The organism is Hymenobacter fodinae (genome assembly GCF_004745825.1).
Classification (GTDB): domain Bacteria; phylum Bacteroidota; class Bacteroidia; order Cytophagales; family Hymenobacteraceae; genus Hymenobacter; species Hymenobacter fodinae.
The window spans coordinates 1,014,374-1,030,261 of record NZ_SRLA01000001.1; the positions used below are offsets into that span (position 1 = coordinate 1,014,374).

The following is a 15,888-nucleotide window of genomic DNA, read 5'->3' on the forward strand; positions in this document are numbered from 1 at the left end:
GCAACCGAATACGGGTGAGCTGACATCTAGCGTTAGTATGGCGCCGGTTCACCGGTTATTCACCTTTCTGTTGTATTTTCAGTTCTGACTTCTCTTTCATTTCAACCTCTTTACTACCCATGCAAGCAAAACAAATGATGCTCGGCCTGCTAAGCTCCGCTATTTTAGGTGGTGGTGTGGCCGTGGGTGGGTACAAGCTGCTGGAGCCCGAGCGCACCAATTCGCCGCAGGCTGTTGCCGCTGACCCCAACGTTCGGTACGCCAGTGAATTGCGCAGCAGCACGTATACCGTGCCCGAAGGCCTGAATTTTACGGCCGCTGCCGCTTCGGTAACGCCGGCTGTCGTGCACGTAATGACCGAGTATGCCCCGAAGGCTAGCGACAATAGCGCCATGCGTATGGACCCGTTCCTGCGTCAGTTCTTCGGTGATGATATTGACCAGTACCAGGGCCGCGGCCGCTCGCAAGGCCCTCAGCAGGGCTCCGGCTCGGGCGTAATTATCGCGGCCAATGGCTACATCGTCACGAACAACCACGTGATTGAGAAAGCCGACAAAATTGAAGTAGTCCTCGACGACAAGCGTAAGTACAAGGCTACGCTGGTCGGTGCCGACCCAAACACTGACCTGGCCCTGCTGAAAGTAGAGGCCGATAACCTGCCCTTCATCCGGTACGGCAACTCCGACAACGTGAAAGTAGGGGAGTGGGTGCTGGCTGTGGGTAACCCCTTCAACCTGAACTCGACCGTAACGGCGGGTATCATTTCGGCCAAAGGCCGGAACATCAACATCCTGCGCCGCGAGGACGGCATGGGCGTTGAATCTTTCCTGCAGACCGACGCCGTGGTAAACCCCGGTAACTCGGGTGGTGCCCTGGTAAACCTAAACGGCGACCTGATCGGCATCAACTCAGCCATTGCTTCGCAGACGGGTTCTTTCGTGGGCTACTCGTTTGCCGTGCCTAGCTCTATCGTGAGCAAGGTAGTGTCCGACCTGCTGAAGTATAAAGTGGTGCAGCGCGCTCTGCTCGGGGTGCAAATCCGGGAGGTAGATGCCACGCTGGCCTCGGAGAAAAAGCTGAACTCGTTGAATGGCGTGTACGTGATGGGCTTGGGCAAAAACAGCTCTGCTGCGGATGCTGGCATCAAGGAAGGCGACATCATTACCGAAATCAACGGTGTGAAAGTGAACACCTCTTCGCAGCTGCAAGAGCAAGTGGCTCGCTTCCGCCCCGGCGACAAGATCAAGGTAACGTACCTGCGCGGCACTGATACCCGCACTACTTCTGCTACCCTGCGCAACTCTACCGGTACCACCGATATTATTCGGGAGGAAGTAGCTTCCACAGTGAAATACGAAGGGGCTACGCTGGCACCGGTAGGCCGGCAGGAGCTGAGCAAGCTGGGTATTGAAGGTGGTGCTAAAATCAACGGTATCAAGGACTCCAACTTCCGCGAAACCGGCATTGCTGATGGCTTCATCATCACCCGCATTGATAAAAACAAGGTGACCAAGCCCCAGGACGTAGAGCGGTACTTGGAGGCTGCCAAGGAAAGTCAGGGCGCGCTGGTAGAAGGCGTGTACCCCGATGGCCGCAAAGCCTATTATCCAATCGGGCAAGCTGAGTAAGTTAACTCCGCTTCACTGAAAAAGCCCTCTGCCGCAAGGTGGAGGGCTTTTTTTATAGTACAGTAAGCTCACGGTGGTCTATTAGCGTGGTCTAAGCCAGTAGCCACGTCATGGCAGGGCCTTCTTCAATAAAGAGGTGGAGCTGGTAGGAACGCTCGGGGGCAGTGCCGTATTGAATGTATTCCTGCTGATCGGGGGAGGATTCATACACCAGTAGTCGGGTTGGGGAGCAGTGCACGGCAATGCGCAAGGTACCCGCGGCAAGCTGCGCGGCCTCCGGGAAAAATACGTGGGTGGTCCAGTGGCCTAGCTCCGGATCAAGCTGGTCGCGGCGCCGAACATCAAGCAGCCAGCGCCAGGTAGCATGCTCTCGCGCGGCGGCAAGTAGGGCCAAAAAATTGCCTTGTAGCTGAGGGAAGGGGGCATCTTCGGCCCAACGGACAACCAGAATACCTAAGTCGGGGCGGGGGGTAATCGTGAAAGATTCGGCAGACATAAGGGAGCTATACGAGGAAGGCGGAGCCGGGGAGGTAGAATTTGCAGGCAGCGGGAAGCGGGGCCAACTCGCTCACCCTAAGAGCACACTGAGGAGCCCGGCATGCAGGCAAGGTGGTAGGAAGCCTGCCGCAACCTGAACGCTAGCAACCCAACTCGGCAGCTTACACGTTATCTCTACATTACGAAGAATATCTTTGGCTTCTATGCGAATTGCTAAGCATTTAGATCTGCGCGACGGTAGCAGTTGCGAAATTGAGTACGACGAAGATGAGAGCTGGCTGCGCGCCATCTGGCGGGGCTTCGTAGATCCGATGGAGGCCTACAATGGGGCTGAAAACTTCCTGAGAGCTATGGAAACCATCCATTGCCGGTACCTGCTCAACGATAACAGCCAACTTTCGGGGCCGTGGTTCGACTCGGTAGAATGGTTGCAGAGCGTATGGGCGCCGCGCGCCACACACTTGGGACTGCGCTTTATTGCGCACGTGGTACAGCCCTCCGACCTACTCGACCAGGCGGCCATAGTCAGCGGAGAATATCCCTTCAACGACCACCTGCGTCTGCAACTCTTCGATGATGTGGTGTCGGCGGAGGAGTGGTTACGGACTGTGCGCACCGAATAGGAGGCCTAGCGCCGGAAAGGCAGATTGGGAAAGGAGGAAGGTGCCCACTTCAATGGGCCCGCGCCTATTTTAGTAGCTTTGCCTTAGAGCAAGTGCTAGCGTTATCCCACCCCCAACCATACCTTTCCCATGAAACAAGCCCTTGAAGAAGCGGCCGCCACCGGCACCGATGTACAGGACCACGACCACCACGGCATCCGGCAGGTATTGCAAGAGCTGGGTGTAGAAGCCCACAACGCCGCCTGGAGCACTGGCCTACGCTGGGGCAACAAAACGGCAGAAAGCACCCACGCCATTCACTCACCCACCGATGGCCGCCTGATTGGTGCTGTTGCCTTTGCTACCGCCGAAGAGTACGACCGAGTCGTAAAAACTGCCGAGGAAGCCTTCAAGACTTGGCGCTTAGTGCCCGCACCCAAGCGCGGCGAGATTGTGCGTCAGATCGGCAATAAGCTTCGCCAGTACAAAGAGCCCCTGGGCAAGCTGGTGAGCTACGAGATGGGCAAAATTCTGCAGGAAGGCCTGGGCGAAGTACAGGAGATGATTGACATCTGCGACTTCGCGGTAGGCCTCTCGCGCCAGCTCACCGGCTACACCATGCACTCAGAGCGGCCCGCCCACCGCATGTATGAGCAATACCACCCGCTGGGCGTGGTAGGCATTATTTCAGCCTTCAACTTTCCGGTGGCCGTCTGGAGCTGGAACGCCATGCTGGCCGCCGTGTGTGGAGACGTATGCATCTGGAAGCCTTCTGAAAAAACGCCGCTGGTAGCCGTGGCCGTGCAGCACATCCTGAAAGAGGTGCTGCAGGAGAATGAGCTGCCCGAAGGCATATTTAACCTCGTCATTGGTGGCGCAGAAACTGGGGCCGCCATGGCCGCCGATGGGCGCGTGCCACTGATATCTGCCACGGGCAGTACGCGCATGGGTAAGAAGGTGGGTGAGGTGGTAGGCGGCCGCTTGGGCCGGGCGCTGCTTGAGCTGGGCGGCAACAACGCCATCATCCTCACTGAGCACGCCGACCTAGATATGGCCATGCGTGCCGTAGTATTTGGCGCGGTGGGTACGGCCGGGCAGCGCTGCACCACCACGCGCCGCCTTATTATCCACGAAAGCATTTTTGAGGATGTGAAGGCGCGCCTGCTGAAAATTTACCCCAATCTGCCCATTGGTCATCCCTTGCAGGAGGGCAACCTCGTGGGCCCGCTCATCGACAACGCAGCCGTGGAAGGCTTCACCAATGCCCTAGCGGCAGTGCAGCAGGAAGGCGGCACGCTGCTGACGGGCGGTGAGGTGCTGGAAGGTGCCGGTTACGAAACCGGCACGTACGTGAAGCCCGCGCTGGTGGAAGCCCGCAACGAGTACCACACCGTGCAGGAAGAAACCTTTGCGCCCATTCTCTACCTCATCAAATACAGTGGTGGCGTAGAAGAAGCCATTGCGGTGCAGAATGGTGTGCGGCAAGGCTTGTCATCGAGTATTTTCTCCCTGAACATGCGCGAAACCGAAACCTACCTGAGCCACGCCGGCTCCGACTGCGGCATTGCCAACGTAAACATTGGTACTAGCGGCGCTGAGATTGGCGGGGCGTTCGGGGGAGAGAAGGAAACCGGCGGCGGTCGGGAGTCTGGCTCCGACGCGTGGCGTATTTACATGCGCCGCCAAACCAACACTATCAACTACAGCACCCATCTGCCGTTGGCTCAGGGTATCAAGTTTGATGTATAAGGTGGCCTAGGGCTAATTAACATTGAGTAACAGAAAGCCCGACTGATTTTCAGTCGGGCTTTCTGTTTATAGGCTCGCTCTTACACGTCTAGGAGCCAATCTTGATATCACCGTGCCCCTTTGAATACAAGATGGCCGGCGACTTTTGATAGATGATGTAGTACACCCGGTAAGTGGAATTAGGAGCAAACTTATTGGCGGGTAGGTCGAAGTGAAATAATACATCAGAAACACTGAATGGACCATACTCCAGCCTTTCTACCACGTTGTAGTTTTTGTCAACGAAAACCATCGCCCACATGGCCCCATGTGGAATGCCATAGAAGCCATAACCGCCCTTCTGTGTGGTATTAGGGTTAGGAAAAAAGCCACGCGGCTGGATGCCCATTGGCGTAGCCGCGTTTAGGTTAACGTAAACCGAGAATAGCTTTTGCTCCTCTTTAGTCCAGGTTTCATCGGCAATCCAGTCAGTAGGGTCTACTGAGCCATTGAGGCGGTTGCTGGCGTCGCGCTGTGTAATCCCGTCGTTAGGCCCAAAGTCGATAACTGGCTCAGCCTCTTTTTTGCTGCAGGCAGCTAGGCCAGTCAAGAATGCTACACCAAGGAAAATTTTTTTCATGGAAAAAATAGAGCTGATAGGTGAATAATGCACTGGCCTAGAAAGCACGAATTTTCAATGGTTAGGCCTCCTCACTTGGTAAGAAGGCAGCCGTTGGGCTGATTGGTAAGAGAAATTATAATGATGAAGCCCAGCCGCGGGCGGCTAAAGCTATTGAACAATCTCCAATTAGCTGTTGTCTTGGCAACTAAGTGCAACCCCACTGGCCTAGGCCTGTCTTTCACTTGCTACCCGAATAGTACTCGCCGATTTAGCCCGGAAAAGTTGGATATTTACGATTCACACCTTTCCGAACATCCGCCAACCCAGACGCAACCCATGGAGGCATTTGCATACACTGACATCAACGCTCCGCTGGTGGAGCGCTGCCGCCTGGGCGACCGGCGGGCGCAGGCTGAAATCTACAAGCGCTATTCTAAAGCCATGTTCAACGCTTCGCTGCGCATCACCGGCAACTTCGCTGAGGCCGAGGATGTGTTGCAGGAGTCTTTCTTGAGTGCCTTCCGCGAGCTGCACAGCTACAAGGGCGACTCCTCATTTGGCTCCTGGCTGAAGCGCATCGTTATCAACAAAAGCATCAACTGCCTGCGCAACCGGCGCCTACAGCTGGTGCCGCTGGCCGACCAGCACGACGGCGCCGCCCTCGACCACGACGACCACAGCCTAGGGCTCGACCCGGAAGACCTCTCGTGGCGGGCCGATGTGGTGCGGCGCTGCGTGCAGGAGCTCCCCGATGGCTACCGGGTGGTGCTATCGTTGTACCTGCTAGAGGGCTACGACCACGCCGAAATTGCCAGCATTTTACATATCACTGAATCTACTTCGAAGTCGCAATACAGCCGGGCTCGGAAAAAATTACTTGAACTAGCCCGCCAACACGGCCTGTAGCACGTATTCGACAGCGTACCTGACTCCGCCTGCTTGCTGCTAGCCCGCGGCCCTTGTATCGCCCACCACCCTTGCCAGACGATACCGGACTTAGTGGCCTAGCGCGCTTCACCACCTGACATGAACGACAAGAAAACCGGACTTGAATCCTTTGTTGAGCGCCACCGCGCCGACTTTGACGCGTTCGAGCCGCGCCCAAATTTGTGGGACGACATCGAACAAGAACTTGCTGCACCGGCTGCCTCCCCCGAGGAAGAAGCGCCGTTGCGGGTTGTAGCCCTGTACCCAGAAGAAGCTCCGGTGCCACAGGCTCCCGTGGCTCCTACCACGCCGCCGGCTGCCCGTACCGCGTGGCCCTATGGCATTGCCGCCTCGGTGGCCGCGCTCCTGATGGCGGGTTATTTCTGGCAAGCCCAGCACCCCGCAACCATCTGGACGCGCGCTACTGGCACTAGCACGACTGTAGCAGCGGAGATGACTGCAGCGGCAGAAACTGGCCCCAGCTTCTACACGGGCCCTGCCCTCACGGCTACCTCCGCTACGGAGGGCCCCGAGCAACGGCTGGGTGGTGCCGTGCAGCGCATGGAGGCGTACTATGCCGCGCAGATTACAGAGCGCCAGCAGGAGCTAACTGCCCTGGATGCCGAAACGCCCGCCGCCCCGCGCGCCGACTGGCAGCAGGAACTTACTTCGCTTGACTCAACGTATCGGCAGCTGAAGGTGGAGCTTTATCGCAACCCCGAGCCCGATGTGGTACTGGAAGCCATGAACCGCAACCTGCAAATCAGACTGGATTTGCTGACCCAGCAGCTGCGCACGCGGGAGCGAATCCGGGATTATCATAATCAACCGTACATGGTGGCTGATAGCCGCCGGATGCCATAAGCTATGGGTTCCCGTCGTACTATGCCTTTCTTCACTTTCCGGCCCAGTCGTGTGCTCTCGTTACTGGGGGTGCTGGCCGTGGTAGCTGGGCCGGTAAGCGCGCAAATTGCCACCGATCCGGCCTCGGGTACAACCCCGCAGTACTATCCGCAGCCTAAGGATACGACTTGGCCTCAGGGGCAGGGCGGCCCCACCGATGCCTGCCAGGGCAGCACGGCCCAAGGCCCCCAAGATGATGCGCAGGCGCCAGCCGTAGAGAAAATGCGCAAGCTAAGCCGCACGTTTGCGGCCACTGGCAAGCCCTACACCCTGGATACGCGATACGGCCGGGTGCAGGTAAACGTGTGGAGCCGCAATGAGGTGCGGACCGACGTGGACATTATCACGCGCTCTGATACCGAAGAAAAAGCCCAGCAGCTGCAAGACATGATTCAGGTGCAGCTCACGGAAAAAGACCCCGCTATTGAAGGCATCAGCGTGAAGTCGCGCTTTGGCGCCATGCCCCGCGAATGCTGGAGCCGGACCAAGCTGTACGAGGTGAACTATACCGTGTGGCTGCCCAAGAACACGCCCCTGCACTTATTCAACAGCTTTGGGGAGGTTATTCTGACCGGTGATGTGAGTGGCGTAACTGACTTGGCCGTGGAATACGGCAGCCTGCGCACGGCCCGCCTAGATGGGAGCCGCAACCTAGTGCGAGTAAACAATGGGCAGTGCGCCATCCCGTACGTGCGCAAAGCCAGCATCGATGCCTCGTACTCCAAGCTGCGCTTAACGGCCGGCGACGTGGTGGACCTACGCAATAACTCCTCTGATATTGACATTGGAACGGTGAAGGACCTGACGGTGCACAGCAAATACGGCGACGTAGCCCTGGGCAATGTGAGCAACCTGCGGGGTACCTCGGGCTACTCCAAGTTTAGTGTGGATAAGCTCAGCAATCAGCTGGACATGACTGTGCAGTACTGCCCCAACTTTGAGGTGCGCAGTACTGGCAAAAACTTCCGTCAAATCAACGTAGATGGGGGCTACAGCACCATCCAGCTGAACTTCCCGGACGAGGCTGCCTTCAAATTCGACGTGAATACGGAACACGGCAAGCTGCTGGTAGACAAGCGCCTAGTGCGCGTAGATTCTGAGGAAAGCAGCGCTTCGTCCAGCGACATGCAAGGCAGCTTCGGGAGCGTACCCACCCGTGCCGCTGGCAACGTGAATATCAAGGTGCGCTACGGCAACGTGAGCTTCAATAAGTAACCGCTTCGGCGTGCTTCCTGTACGCGCAAAGGCCCTCTCTTCTCCTGTGCCAAGCAGGGGAGGAGGGGGCCTTTATCGTGCTTAGGTTAGCCAGTTGGTTGTTACTTTGGCGGCATGATTCGATTTCTATTGTTGGGGCTGCTGGTGCTGCCGGCATTGGTAGCCGCGGCGCAACCTACTCCTGCTATGTCTGCTAGGCCACCCGTTACTGCTGCTTCATCACCTATGCGAGCCTATGCGCTGCGCCTGAAGCCCGGCGACGATTTGCGGCAGCAGCTAACCAGCTTCGCAGCGCAGCACCAGCTTAAAGCCGCCGCTATCCTGACGTGCGTGGGCAGTCTAACCACTACCACGCTGCGGCTCGCCAACCAAGAGGGGCCCACAGTCTACCGAGGGCACTTCGAAATTGTATCATTGGTGGGGACGTTGTCGGTAAACGGAAGCCACTTGCACCTGTCGGTGGCGGATTCTACGGGCCGCACTATTGGCGGGCACTTGCTGGACGGCAACATTGTGTATACAACTGCCGAACTAGTGCTGGGAGAACTACCAGAACTGGATTTCCGGCGCGAGACAGATGCTACGTTCGGCTACAAAGAGTTGAGCGTACAGCCAGCGGAGAGCAAGCCCCGCAAATCTCCTCGCACGATCCGTAAGTAGTGGCCTAGAAGGGTAACCCGTGGGCAGGAGCTAAGAAAGTAGGCGTGCCGAACAACTTCCCGCAATTCGGTATATTTCGACATGACCTCCTTGCCCACCCCTCCCGATACGCCCCGGATGGCGCAGTTCCGCCGCACCATTCAAAACCCCCTGAAGCTGCGGCTATTTATGCTGCGCAGCTTACCCATGGCCTATTTGGCCGGCTTGCGCATTCGGGACCTAGCGCTGGAGCAGGCCACCGTAACGGTGCCCTTTAAGTATCTCACCAAAAACCCGTTTCGCAGCATCTACTTCGCCTGCCTGAGCATGGCCGCCGAAATGGCCAGTGGCCTACTAGCCATGATGCACGTGCAAAGCGGCACGCCGGTATCTATGTTGGTAGTGGGTATGGAAGCCGAGTTTACCAAGAAGGCTGTAGGGCTCATTGCCTTCACCAGCCACGATGGCGCTGCCATAGCGCAGGCCATGGCAGAAAGCCGCGCAACCGGTGAAGGCCGCACCGTGGTGTGCACCAGCACTGGCCTAGACCAAGCCGGCGACACGGTAGCCACCTTCCGAATCACTTGGTCGTTTAGGGCGAAGAAGTGATGAGCTAATGAGGTAAGAAAATTGCCTAGGCCAGGGGGCGCTATTATGGCGTCGACGCGAATCAGTGGTCAAGTGGCCTAGACTAGATAAGAATAAACCCCAGCGGGGCGACACCATCTGGCAAACGATGAGTATCGCCCCGCTGGGGTTTTATAGAAGTTAGTTAGACTACTTTGTAAGCCTCTTTATTTCCTGATTACTTCATCACCACACTTATTGTTCGCGCAGGCTTTCCTTGGTGATGACGTCAACCAAGCCATCCTCACTCACTACAATGGCAATGCAGGGGTAGGGCGAGCTATCTACGTAACGGATAGCGGAGTTGAAGCGGGCACCGCGCGTGCTGTTGCCGTGGCCGGATGCTTTGCCATCGAGAATTACTCCAATGGAGTAGCAGTACGCATCTGGGTCGAGTAGAACGGCGCCGTCGATGGCAGTTACCAGGCTAGTAATGAGCGGGGTGAGCGGTACAGGTTCAATGAGGGTGCACTGCAGCTTGAGGCGGTCGGCTTCGGCCAGGGCTTCGGTGGTAATCACGAGCAGAGTGCCGTGCTTCTGACGGCTAGCTTCCTGCACCACATCCCAAAGGCGCTCCACTTTATCCAGGTCGGTGAGTTGGAACGTCCGCTTCAGGTCGCGCCGGAACTTATTGCGGTTGAGGTGAGTGCGCGGCAGGCTGGGCAAGCCGTAGTGAGCCCGCATGAGCACTTGCCCATCGTGCTGAAACTCCCAGGCGTAGTGGTTCACGAAATTAATGACGAACAAGTCTTCGCGGGTAGTATCATAGTGGCCTACCTGGCGGCCCAGGGCATACACGTTCTCGGCGTCGGCGAGCAGGCTCACGTCCTCGGTGGTCATCTCCAAGAGCTTACGCACGGCCCGGTAGTCGGTGAGGGGCGTGGGGCACGTGAGGGCAAAGATTTCCGTGAGGTTTGGGTGGCCGCGCCGGGCCAGAATCATTTTGCCTACTCCCTCGGCGCCTTCATAACGCAACGAGGAAATGGTGTTGCAGGTGCTGAATAGCTTGGCCGCCGAGGGGTTCATGCCAATATCCTGCGCCGGAGTATCCATGAACAACTGGCCGGCAGCCCGCACGAGCTCGTCTGTGTCGCGGGGGCGCACTAGTAGGCCTGAGCCCGGTTCGGGTTCCGTCAAGGATTTCAGGCACTCCTCATTAAAGCGCACAATGGCTGCCTTGAGCAAGGAGTGGGGCAGAATGCGGCCATCGGTGTAAAAGCGGTTGGGCTGCAGCGTGGGGTAGCTGTTCATTACCTTACGGTTGAGCTGCAGCACCGGAATCACGAAGTGGCGGTCTATTTGAATGGGGAAGCCCGCGTACGACACGCGCTTGCCTTGGTTATCCAGCTCTTCTAGCACCTCTTGTACCGAACGCCGCAGGCCCATGGCATGCTGGCGGCGCTGAATTACCGGTTCGGGCATCACCTCAGGGTCGGCGGGGCCCCACTCAGAAGTAAGCTGTAGGTACTGTCCCCGCGCAATGGCTCCCGCAAAAGCCGAGGCATCGAAGCCACAGTCCTCCGGCTCCAAGCATACCGAAACCGACTCCTCATCCGGGTCGGCGGGTAGGGCCAGCAGCAGCACATAAGGGTCTAGGTCGTCGTCGAGGGCCTCAAAAATACCATTAGCTACCACCTGTGCCGCCTGTCGGAAGCGGGCCTGGTAGGGCCAGATGGAGTAACTATCGGGCAGGGGTAATGGATGGCCAAAGGCGACGGGTGGGGCCGAAATGAGGGGCAGGGGCGACAACATCGGAAAGGGCGGAAAGAATAGCGAGAGCAGGGATACCAGCGGGCCACATACGCATCAAGAGCCGGTATACAACCGCAGACGAGTAGAGCAAGGATATATTTTAAGGAGTGGGTAAAACCAGCTTGCGTTGCACCACGAACATGTTTTACCCATAAGGGCCGGGCTACAGCTGAAATACAACAGGCAAAACCATTTTTTGCTTCATGGGCTGCCCTTTATAAGTAGCCGGCTCCCATTTGGGAGCGGCCTTAATCAGCCGGATGGCTTCTTCATCTAGCCCCGAGCCCATCCGTTTGATGGGTTTAATTTCGGCCAGCGTACCGTCTTTTTGCACAATAAACTCCATCATAACGCGGCCTTCTACTTTGCGCTGCCGCGCCAGGGCTGGGTACTTCTGGTTTTTCTGAATCCACTCGAAGAAGGCGTCGGTGCCCCCTACTGGCCTAGCGGGCTTATCAGGGGTTACCACTTGGGTAGTGGGGCCGGTGGCAGCACCAGCAGGGGCAATTCCGCTAGCGGCTCCACCCTCGGTGCCGGCGGGTATCTGGAAGGTAATAGGAACCGATACGCGCTGGCGCACCACCCCGCCCCGGTGCTGAGCGGGCGTCCAGCGGGGGCCTCCTTTAATCAGGCGAATGGCTTCGGCATCCAGCTCTGGGGCCACCGGCTGGGCCACAACCACATTGGAGATAGAGCCGGTTTTTTCTACTACGAACGTAACGTTTACAGTGCCTTGGGTGCCGGCTTGCAGCGCCGCAGTGGGGTACTGCTGCTTGTCGGCGAGGTATTGGGCGTAAGCCTCTAGGCCACCCACAGGCACAGCGGGCTTTTCTACGGCATCATAAATTTCACCAGCAGCGGGTTGCTTGGGCGCCTTGAGCTTTTGCTGAGCGAAGGCGGGCGCGAGAGCCATGGCGCTAAATGTCAGCGCGAGCGTAACACGGCGGAAAGTAGGCGTCATAAAGCGAGATAAGGGGGAGGGAAGCTTAAAATACCGACTAGTTCTGGGACAACAACCGCACCAGCCCCGGTTGAGGTTCGCGGGCCATGCAAAAAGCGCCGTATTTCGGTAGATTTGGCGGTATGGCACCTGACGTAACTTCCTCGGCCCACAACTCTGGCCGCGCCCCCGAGCCGGTAGGCCTCTACCCCCACGCCCGCCGCGCTGGTAACTTGCTGTTTCTGTCTGGCGTGGGTCCCCGCCAGCGCGGCCAGCAGCAGGTGCCCGGCGTGGAGCTGGACGCCGACGGCCGCATAGTGGCCTACGACTTCGAGCGCCAATGCCACGCCGTGTTTCAGAACGTGCGCTACATCCTGGAAGAAGCCGGTGCCCGCTGGGAAGATCTCGTGGACGTGACCGTGTACCTGACCAACATGCGCGCCGACTTCCCCACCTACAACCGCCTCTACGCCGAATACTTCCAGAGCAACCAGCCTTGCCGCACCACCGTGGAGGTCAACTGCCTGCCCACGCCTATTGCTATCGAGCTGAAATGCATTGCGGTGGTAAGTTGAACTAGAAACGGTTGAGAGTTTCTATTGCACACCGAGCCGATTAGCTATTGATATTGCTGTGTGGTGATACTCAGGTGCGGGCGCAGCATGTTATGCCCTTTCTAAACCGTAGAGCCCTTTACAACGCTTACCCTAACTATACTTTCTGTGCGAATACTGTATGTGGCGGCCGTGCTGCTGACCTTTTGGGGCTGCGAATCGAAAACAACTACGCCAGCCAGAACGGCGGCAGCTCTTACCACCGACACTACCCGTACAGCGCCAGTGCTAGGCAGCTACGAAGGCTCCATTGCTGGGAAATACCCGTTTCGGTTGGCTATTACCAGCCAGCTGAACAAGACGGAAGTAGTCGGGATATATTACTACCTCAAGCAGCAGAAGCCCATTAGGCTATGGGGAACCCTGGCGCCCAATGGGGAAATATGGCTGCGAGAAGTAGACCCTGAGCGCCCCGATACGGTAGCAGCGGGCTGGGGCCCCGGTGGAAAAGCGCGCCACCCATTTGCGTATTTCCGACTACGCCAACAGCCCCAAGGTGGCCTAGCGGGCACTTGGCAAGCCGCCAAATCAGACAAACAGCTTTTGGCGCAACTTACGCCCTACCACGTCAGCGGCCCGGTACAGAAAGCGCACGTAAGTGAGCGGACCTACTTTGGGGAGTTTACGGCCCCGGAGTTTACCGTCTCTGATATGGACATCACGGAGAAGCTCTACTGGCTATTTTACATAGAGGACCTGTCGGAGCAGACGCTGGAAGAATTACAGGAAGAGCACCGCAACCACAAAAGTGGCGAGTTCCAAGGTTATGGGGGCGTAAGCTCTGAAGTGACCTACAACGACCGAGGCTTGCTGAGCGTGTCACTGCGTGATGAATACACGGCTGCCAACGTGAACAGCCGCTTCTGGACCAAGGTTGTGGACCTGCGCACTGGTGAGGGACTGTATGAAAATGAAATTGACCCCGCAAAGCGCAACGCCTTTCTAGCTGCCTGTGAAGCGCAACTTCAGCAGCAGCTCCGCGAATACATTCGCGACTCAACCAGTGATTTTGACTCAACGGATATAGCGGGGTTGCGCAGTCAGCATATCGGGCCGGGAAACCCTCCGGACGAAATGCAAATTGAGGCCAACGGCCGCATTTCATTTAATCACTCCGTGGAATACGATATGATGTCGAACTTCATGCGGAAAATGTACGCTGAGCAGTTTCGCGTATCCTTCACCTTTGCCGAAATGGCCCGCTATCTGAAGCCTAACAGTCCGTTGCGCCGGCTGCTGTAGCGGCAGACAGGCCTAGCGCGGGTCTGCGTACCTTCGTGGCCTCACTGATTCTGCTGCCGTGCCTGTTTCTTCCGCTGTTCGTCCTCTGTCTGTTTCACCCGCCGAGCTTTTCCAGGAAAACCTAGCTCACTATACGGAGCGCGAAGCCTACTTCGCGGGGCGGCACCGAATGGTGGCGCTGGTGCGGCTGCTGGTGTTTGGGGGCGCGGCCGTAGGGGCGTGGCTGCTGTTTACGAGCGGGCAAGTGTTGGCTGGCTTCGGGCTGCTGTTTGCCGCTTACCTCGTGTTTCTGGGCCTGGTGCGCTGGCATACTACAGTCGGCTACCAGCGGGAGCATCACCGCCTGCTGGCCCAGCTCAACCGCGACGAGCAGCTGCGCTTAGAAGGCAAGCTCACGGGCTTCGACCCCGGCCTACGCTACCTCGATACCCAGCACCCCTACGCCGCCGACCTCGATGTATTCGGGAGCCACTCCCTGTTTCAGCTACTCAACCGCAGTACCTCCCGGCTAGGCCAGGACTGGCTGGCGGGCTGGCTGCTGGCCCCGAGCCCAGCCCCGGCGGTACGGGAGCGGCAGCAGGCCACCGCCGAGCTGGCCCCCGATGTGGCCTGGCAGCAAGAGTGGCAAGCCCGGGCCCGCCACTACGCACGCCAGGAGCAAGACCCCCGAGAGTTTGCTACTTGGCTGCAACTCCCCGATTTCTTCATGGGTAAAGGCTGGCTGCTGCCCCTGCTGGTGGTGCTGCCCCTGCTCACGGTGGGTGGCCTAGTGGCCCTGCTGAACGACTATGGCCCCTGGTACCTGTTCGGCGGGTTGCTGCTGACTAGCTTCCTTAACTCTACCTTCCGCGCCCAGCGCGCGGATTACTACCAGCACGCCACCGCTATGCGCGACGCCCTGCGGGCCGCCCACGATCAGTTGGCCCTGTTTGAGGCGCGCGACTGGCAAGATGCGGCCTTGCGCCGTCTGCACCGCACGCTGCAAGTAGCCGAGGGCATTACGGCCTCCCAGTTGCTGGGCTGGCTGGCCCGCATTGCCGGGTGGTTTTCGTTGCGCCAGAACCCAGCCGTGGCCGGTACGGTAAACAGCCTGCTGCTCTGGGACCTGTGGGGGATGTGGCAGATGGAGCGCTGGAAGCGCCGCCTCGGTGGTAAGCTGGAGCCTCTGCTGGAAGCCGCCGCCGAGCTGGATGCATTGGTGAGCCTATCCGCCTTTCGGGCCGCTAATCCCGAGTATGCACAGCCTAGCCTGAGCACCGAACCCTTGGAGGTAGCGGCCGAAGCCCTAGGCCACCCCCTTATCTTCGACCACCAGCGCATCACCAATAACTTCAGTCTGAGTGGCCTAGGCCAGACTACCGTAATTACGGGCTCGAACATGGCCGGCAAGAGCACCTTCCTGCGTACCGTAGGCCTCAACCTGGTACTGGCTCAGGCCGGTGCTGTAGTAGCCGCCAATAGTTTCTGGTGCAGCCCCATGCAAGTGTACACGGCCATGCGCACCAACGACAACCTCGCCGAAAATACCTCTTCTTTCTACGCTGAGCTAAAGCGCTTGCGCCTGTTGCTAGACCTGGCCGAGGCACCCGCCGCGGCCCAGTTGCCCGTGTTCTACCTGCTCGATGAAATTCTGAAGGGTACCAACTCCCAGGACCGCCACCGCGGGGCCCGCGCCTTGGTGCACCAGTTGCACAAGCGCCCGGCCAGTGGCCTAGTCAGCACCCACGACCTGGAGCTGGCCGCCCTGGAGCAGGAACTGCCCGGCACCGTCCGCAATTTCAGCTTCAATAGTTTCCTGGAGCCCGACGGCACGCTGCGCTTCGACTACCATCTCACACCAGGCGTGTGCCGGGCTTTCAATGCTAGTCAACTCATGCGTCTGATGGGTATTATGCTGGATTAAGCGGGTGCAACGCGTTGTTGTTCAGTTAAATTAATGCCGTAACGAACT

General features: G+C 58.1%; 15 protein-coding genes. 11 read left to right on the forward strand and 4 right to left on the reverse strand.

Going from position 1 to position 15,888, the window contains the following annotated elements; genetic code table 11:
- Positions 1–119 precede the first annotated feature (119 nt).
- A complete protein-coding gene (locus EU556_RS04350; protein ID WP_245327411.1) occupies positions 120–1,628 on the forward strand; it encodes a Do family serine endopeptidase in 1,509 nt (502 codons plus the stop codon).
- A 91-nt stretch (positions 1,629–1,719) separates the two neighbouring features.
- Here the strand turns inward: EU556_RS04350 and EU556_RS04355 are convergent, their stop codons facing one another.
- Complete coding sequence (locus tag EU556_RS04355) at positions 1,720–2,124, reverse strand: hypothetical protein (RefSeq protein WP_135431344.1); 405 nt, start codon at positions 2,122–2,124, stop codon at positions 1,720–1,722.
- Positions 2,125–2,329: 205 nt separating this feature from the next.
- Between EU556_RS04355 and EU556_RS04360 the strand changes: the two genes are divergently transcribed.
- A complete protein-coding gene (locus EU556_RS04360; RefSeq protein WP_135431346.1) occupies positions 2,330–2,749 on the forward strand; it encodes a hypothetical protein in 420 nt (139 codons plus the stop codon).
- Positions 2,750–2,878: 129 nt separating this feature from the next.
- On the forward strand, positions 2,879–4,477 hold the full coding sequence (gene amaB, locus EU556_RS04365) for an L-piperidine-6-carboxylate dehydrogenase (protein ID WP_135431348.1): 1,599 nt from the start codon (positions 2,879–2,881) through the stop codon (positions 4,475–4,477).
- Positions 4,478–4,565: 88 nt separating this feature from the next.
- Here amaB and EU556_RS04370 read toward each other — a convergent pair whose 3' ends face one another.
- Positions 4,566–5,096, reverse strand: a complete 531-nt coding sequence (locus tag EU556_RS04370; RefSeq protein WP_135431350.1) for a hypothetical protein — start codon at positions 5,094–5,096, stop codon at positions 4,566–4,568.
- Between the two features lie 318 nt (positions 5,097–5,414).
- On the opposite strand from EU556_RS04370, the gene EU556_RS04375 reads away from it, so the two are divergent.
- The 5 genes from EU556_RS04375 to EU556_RS04395 all read left to right on the forward strand — a co-directional run bounded on the left by EU556_RS04375 (position 5,415) and on the right by EU556_RS04395 (position 9,371).
- Positions 5,415–5,984 carry an RNA polymerase sigma factor gene (locus EU556_RS04375; protein ID WP_135431352.1) on the forward strand — a complete coding sequence of 190 codons (570 nt, stop codon included), beginning with the start codon at positions 5,415–5,417 and terminating at the stop codon, positions 5,982–5,984.
- A 120-nt stretch (positions 5,985–6,104) separates the two neighbouring features.
- The gene (locus tag EU556_RS04380) at positions 6,105–6,869 is read left to right on the forward strand and encodes a hypothetical protein (RefSeq protein ID WP_135431354.1); all 765 of its coding nucleotides are present in this window, start codon (positions 6,105–6,107) and stop codon (positions 6,867–6,869) included.
- A gap of 21 nt (positions 6,870–6,890) precedes the next feature.
- Positions 6,891–8,123 carry a DUF4097 family beta strand repeat-containing protein gene (locus EU556_RS04385; RefSeq protein WP_167855444.1) on the forward strand — a complete coding sequence of 411 codons (1,233 nt, stop codon included), beginning with the start codon at positions 6,891–6,893 and terminating at the stop codon, positions 8,121–8,123.
- A gap of 114 nt (positions 8,124–8,237) precedes the next feature.
- Entirely contained in the window at positions 8,238–8,783 is a 546-nt protein-coding gene (locus EU556_RS04390; RefSeq protein WP_135431357.1) for a PPC domain-containing DNA-binding protein, read from the forward strand.
- A gap of 81 nt (positions 8,784–8,864) precedes the next feature.
- A complete protein-coding gene (locus EU556_RS04395; RefSeq protein ID WP_245327412.1) occupies positions 8,865–9,371 on the forward strand; it encodes a DUF4442 domain-containing protein in 507 nt (168 codons plus the stop codon).
- Positions 9,372–9,584: 213 nt separating this feature from the next.
- Here the strand turns inward: EU556_RS04395 and EU556_RS04400 are convergent, their stop codons facing one another.
- Both EU556_RS04400 and EU556_RS04405 read right to left on the reverse strand, forming a co-directional pair.
- Positions 9,585–11,141 (reverse strand): DNA integrity scanning protein DisA nucleotide-binding domain protein, encoded by a 1,557-nt coding sequence (locus EU556_RS04400; protein WP_135431359.1) that lies wholly within the window; start codon positions 11,139–11,141, stop codon positions 9,585–9,587.
- A gap of 163 nt (positions 11,142–11,304) precedes the next feature.
- Positions 11,305–12,102, reverse strand: a complete 798-nt coding sequence (locus tag EU556_RS04405) for an energy transducer TonB (RefSeq protein ID WP_135431361.1) — start codon at positions 12,100–12,102, stop codon at positions 11,305–11,307.
- Positions 12,103–12,224: 122 nt separating this feature from the next.
- Between EU556_RS04405 and EU556_RS04410 the strand changes: the two genes are divergently transcribed.
- From EU556_RS04410 to EU556_RS04420, 3 genes are all read left to right on the forward strand, one after another.
- A complete protein-coding gene (locus tag EU556_RS04410) occupies positions 12,225–12,656 on the forward strand; it encodes a RidA family protein (protein WP_135431363.1) in 432 nt (143 codons plus the stop codon).
- 147 nt (positions 12,657–12,803) lie between these two features.
- Positions 12,804–13,937 carry a hypothetical protein gene (locus tag EU556_RS04415; RefSeq protein ID WP_135431365.1) on the forward strand — a complete coding sequence of 378 codons (1,134 nt, stop codon included), beginning with the start codon at positions 12,804–12,806 and terminating at the stop codon, positions 13,935–13,937.
- A gap of 58 nt (positions 13,938–13,995) precedes the next feature.
- Complete coding sequence (locus EU556_RS04420; RefSeq protein ID WP_135431367.1) at positions 13,996–15,840, forward strand: MutS-related protein; 1,845 nt, start codon at positions 13,996–13,998, stop codon at positions 15,838–15,840.
- Positions 15,841–15,888 lie beyond the last annotated feature (48 nt).

Bases quoted from the DNA above. Each gene is read 5' to 3' on its own strand.
- EU556_RS04350 (WP_245327411.1), top strand. From the start codon at position 120: ATGCAAGCAAAACAAATGATGCTCGGCCTGCTAAGCTCCGCTATTTTA.
- EU556_RS04355 (WP_135431344.1), bottom strand. From the start codon at position 2,124: ATGTCTGCCGAATCTTTCACGATTACCCCCCGCCCCGACTTAGGTATT.
- EU556_RS04360 (WP_135431346.1), top strand. From the start codon at position 2,330: ATGCGAATTGCTAAGCATTTAGATCTGCGCGACGGTAGCAGTTGCGAA.
- amaB (WP_135431348.1), top strand. From the start codon at position 2,879: ATGAAACAAGCCCTTGAAGAAGCGGCCGCCACCGGCACCGATGTACAG.
- EU556_RS04370 (WP_135431350.1), bottom strand. From the start codon at position 5,096: ATGAAAAAAATTTTCCTTGGTGTAGCATTCTTGACTGGCCTAGCTGCC.
- EU556_RS04375 (WP_135431352.1), top strand. From the start codon at position 5,415: ATGGAGGCATTTGCATACACTGACATCAACGCTCCGCTGGTGGAGCGC.
- EU556_RS04380 (WP_135431354.1), top strand. From the start codon at position 6,105: ATGAACGACAAGAAAACCGGACTTGAATCCTTTGTTGAGCGCCACCGC.
- EU556_RS04385 (WP_167855444.1), top strand. From the start codon at position 6,891: ATGCCTTTCTTCACTTTCCGGCCCAGTCGTGTGCTCTCGTTACTGGGG.
- EU556_RS04390 (WP_135431357.1), top strand. From the start codon at position 8,238: ATGATTCGATTTCTATTGTTGGGGCTGCTGGTGCTGCCGGCATTGGTA.
- EU556_RS04395 (WP_245327412.1), top strand. From the start codon at position 8,865: ATGACCTCCTTGCCCACCCCTCCCGATACGCCCCGGATGGCGCAGTTC.
- EU556_RS04400 (WP_135431359.1), bottom strand. From the start codon at position 11,141: ATGTTGTCGCCCCTGCCCCTCATTTCGGCCCCACCCGTCGCCTTTGGC.
- EU556_RS04405 (WP_135431361.1), bottom strand. From the start codon at position 12,102: ATGACGCCTACTTTCCGCCGTGTTACGCTCGCGCTGACATTTAGCGCC.
- EU556_RS04410 (WP_135431363.1), top strand. From the start codon at position 12,225: ATGGCACCTGACGTAACTTCCTCGGCCCACAACTCTGGCCGCGCCCCC.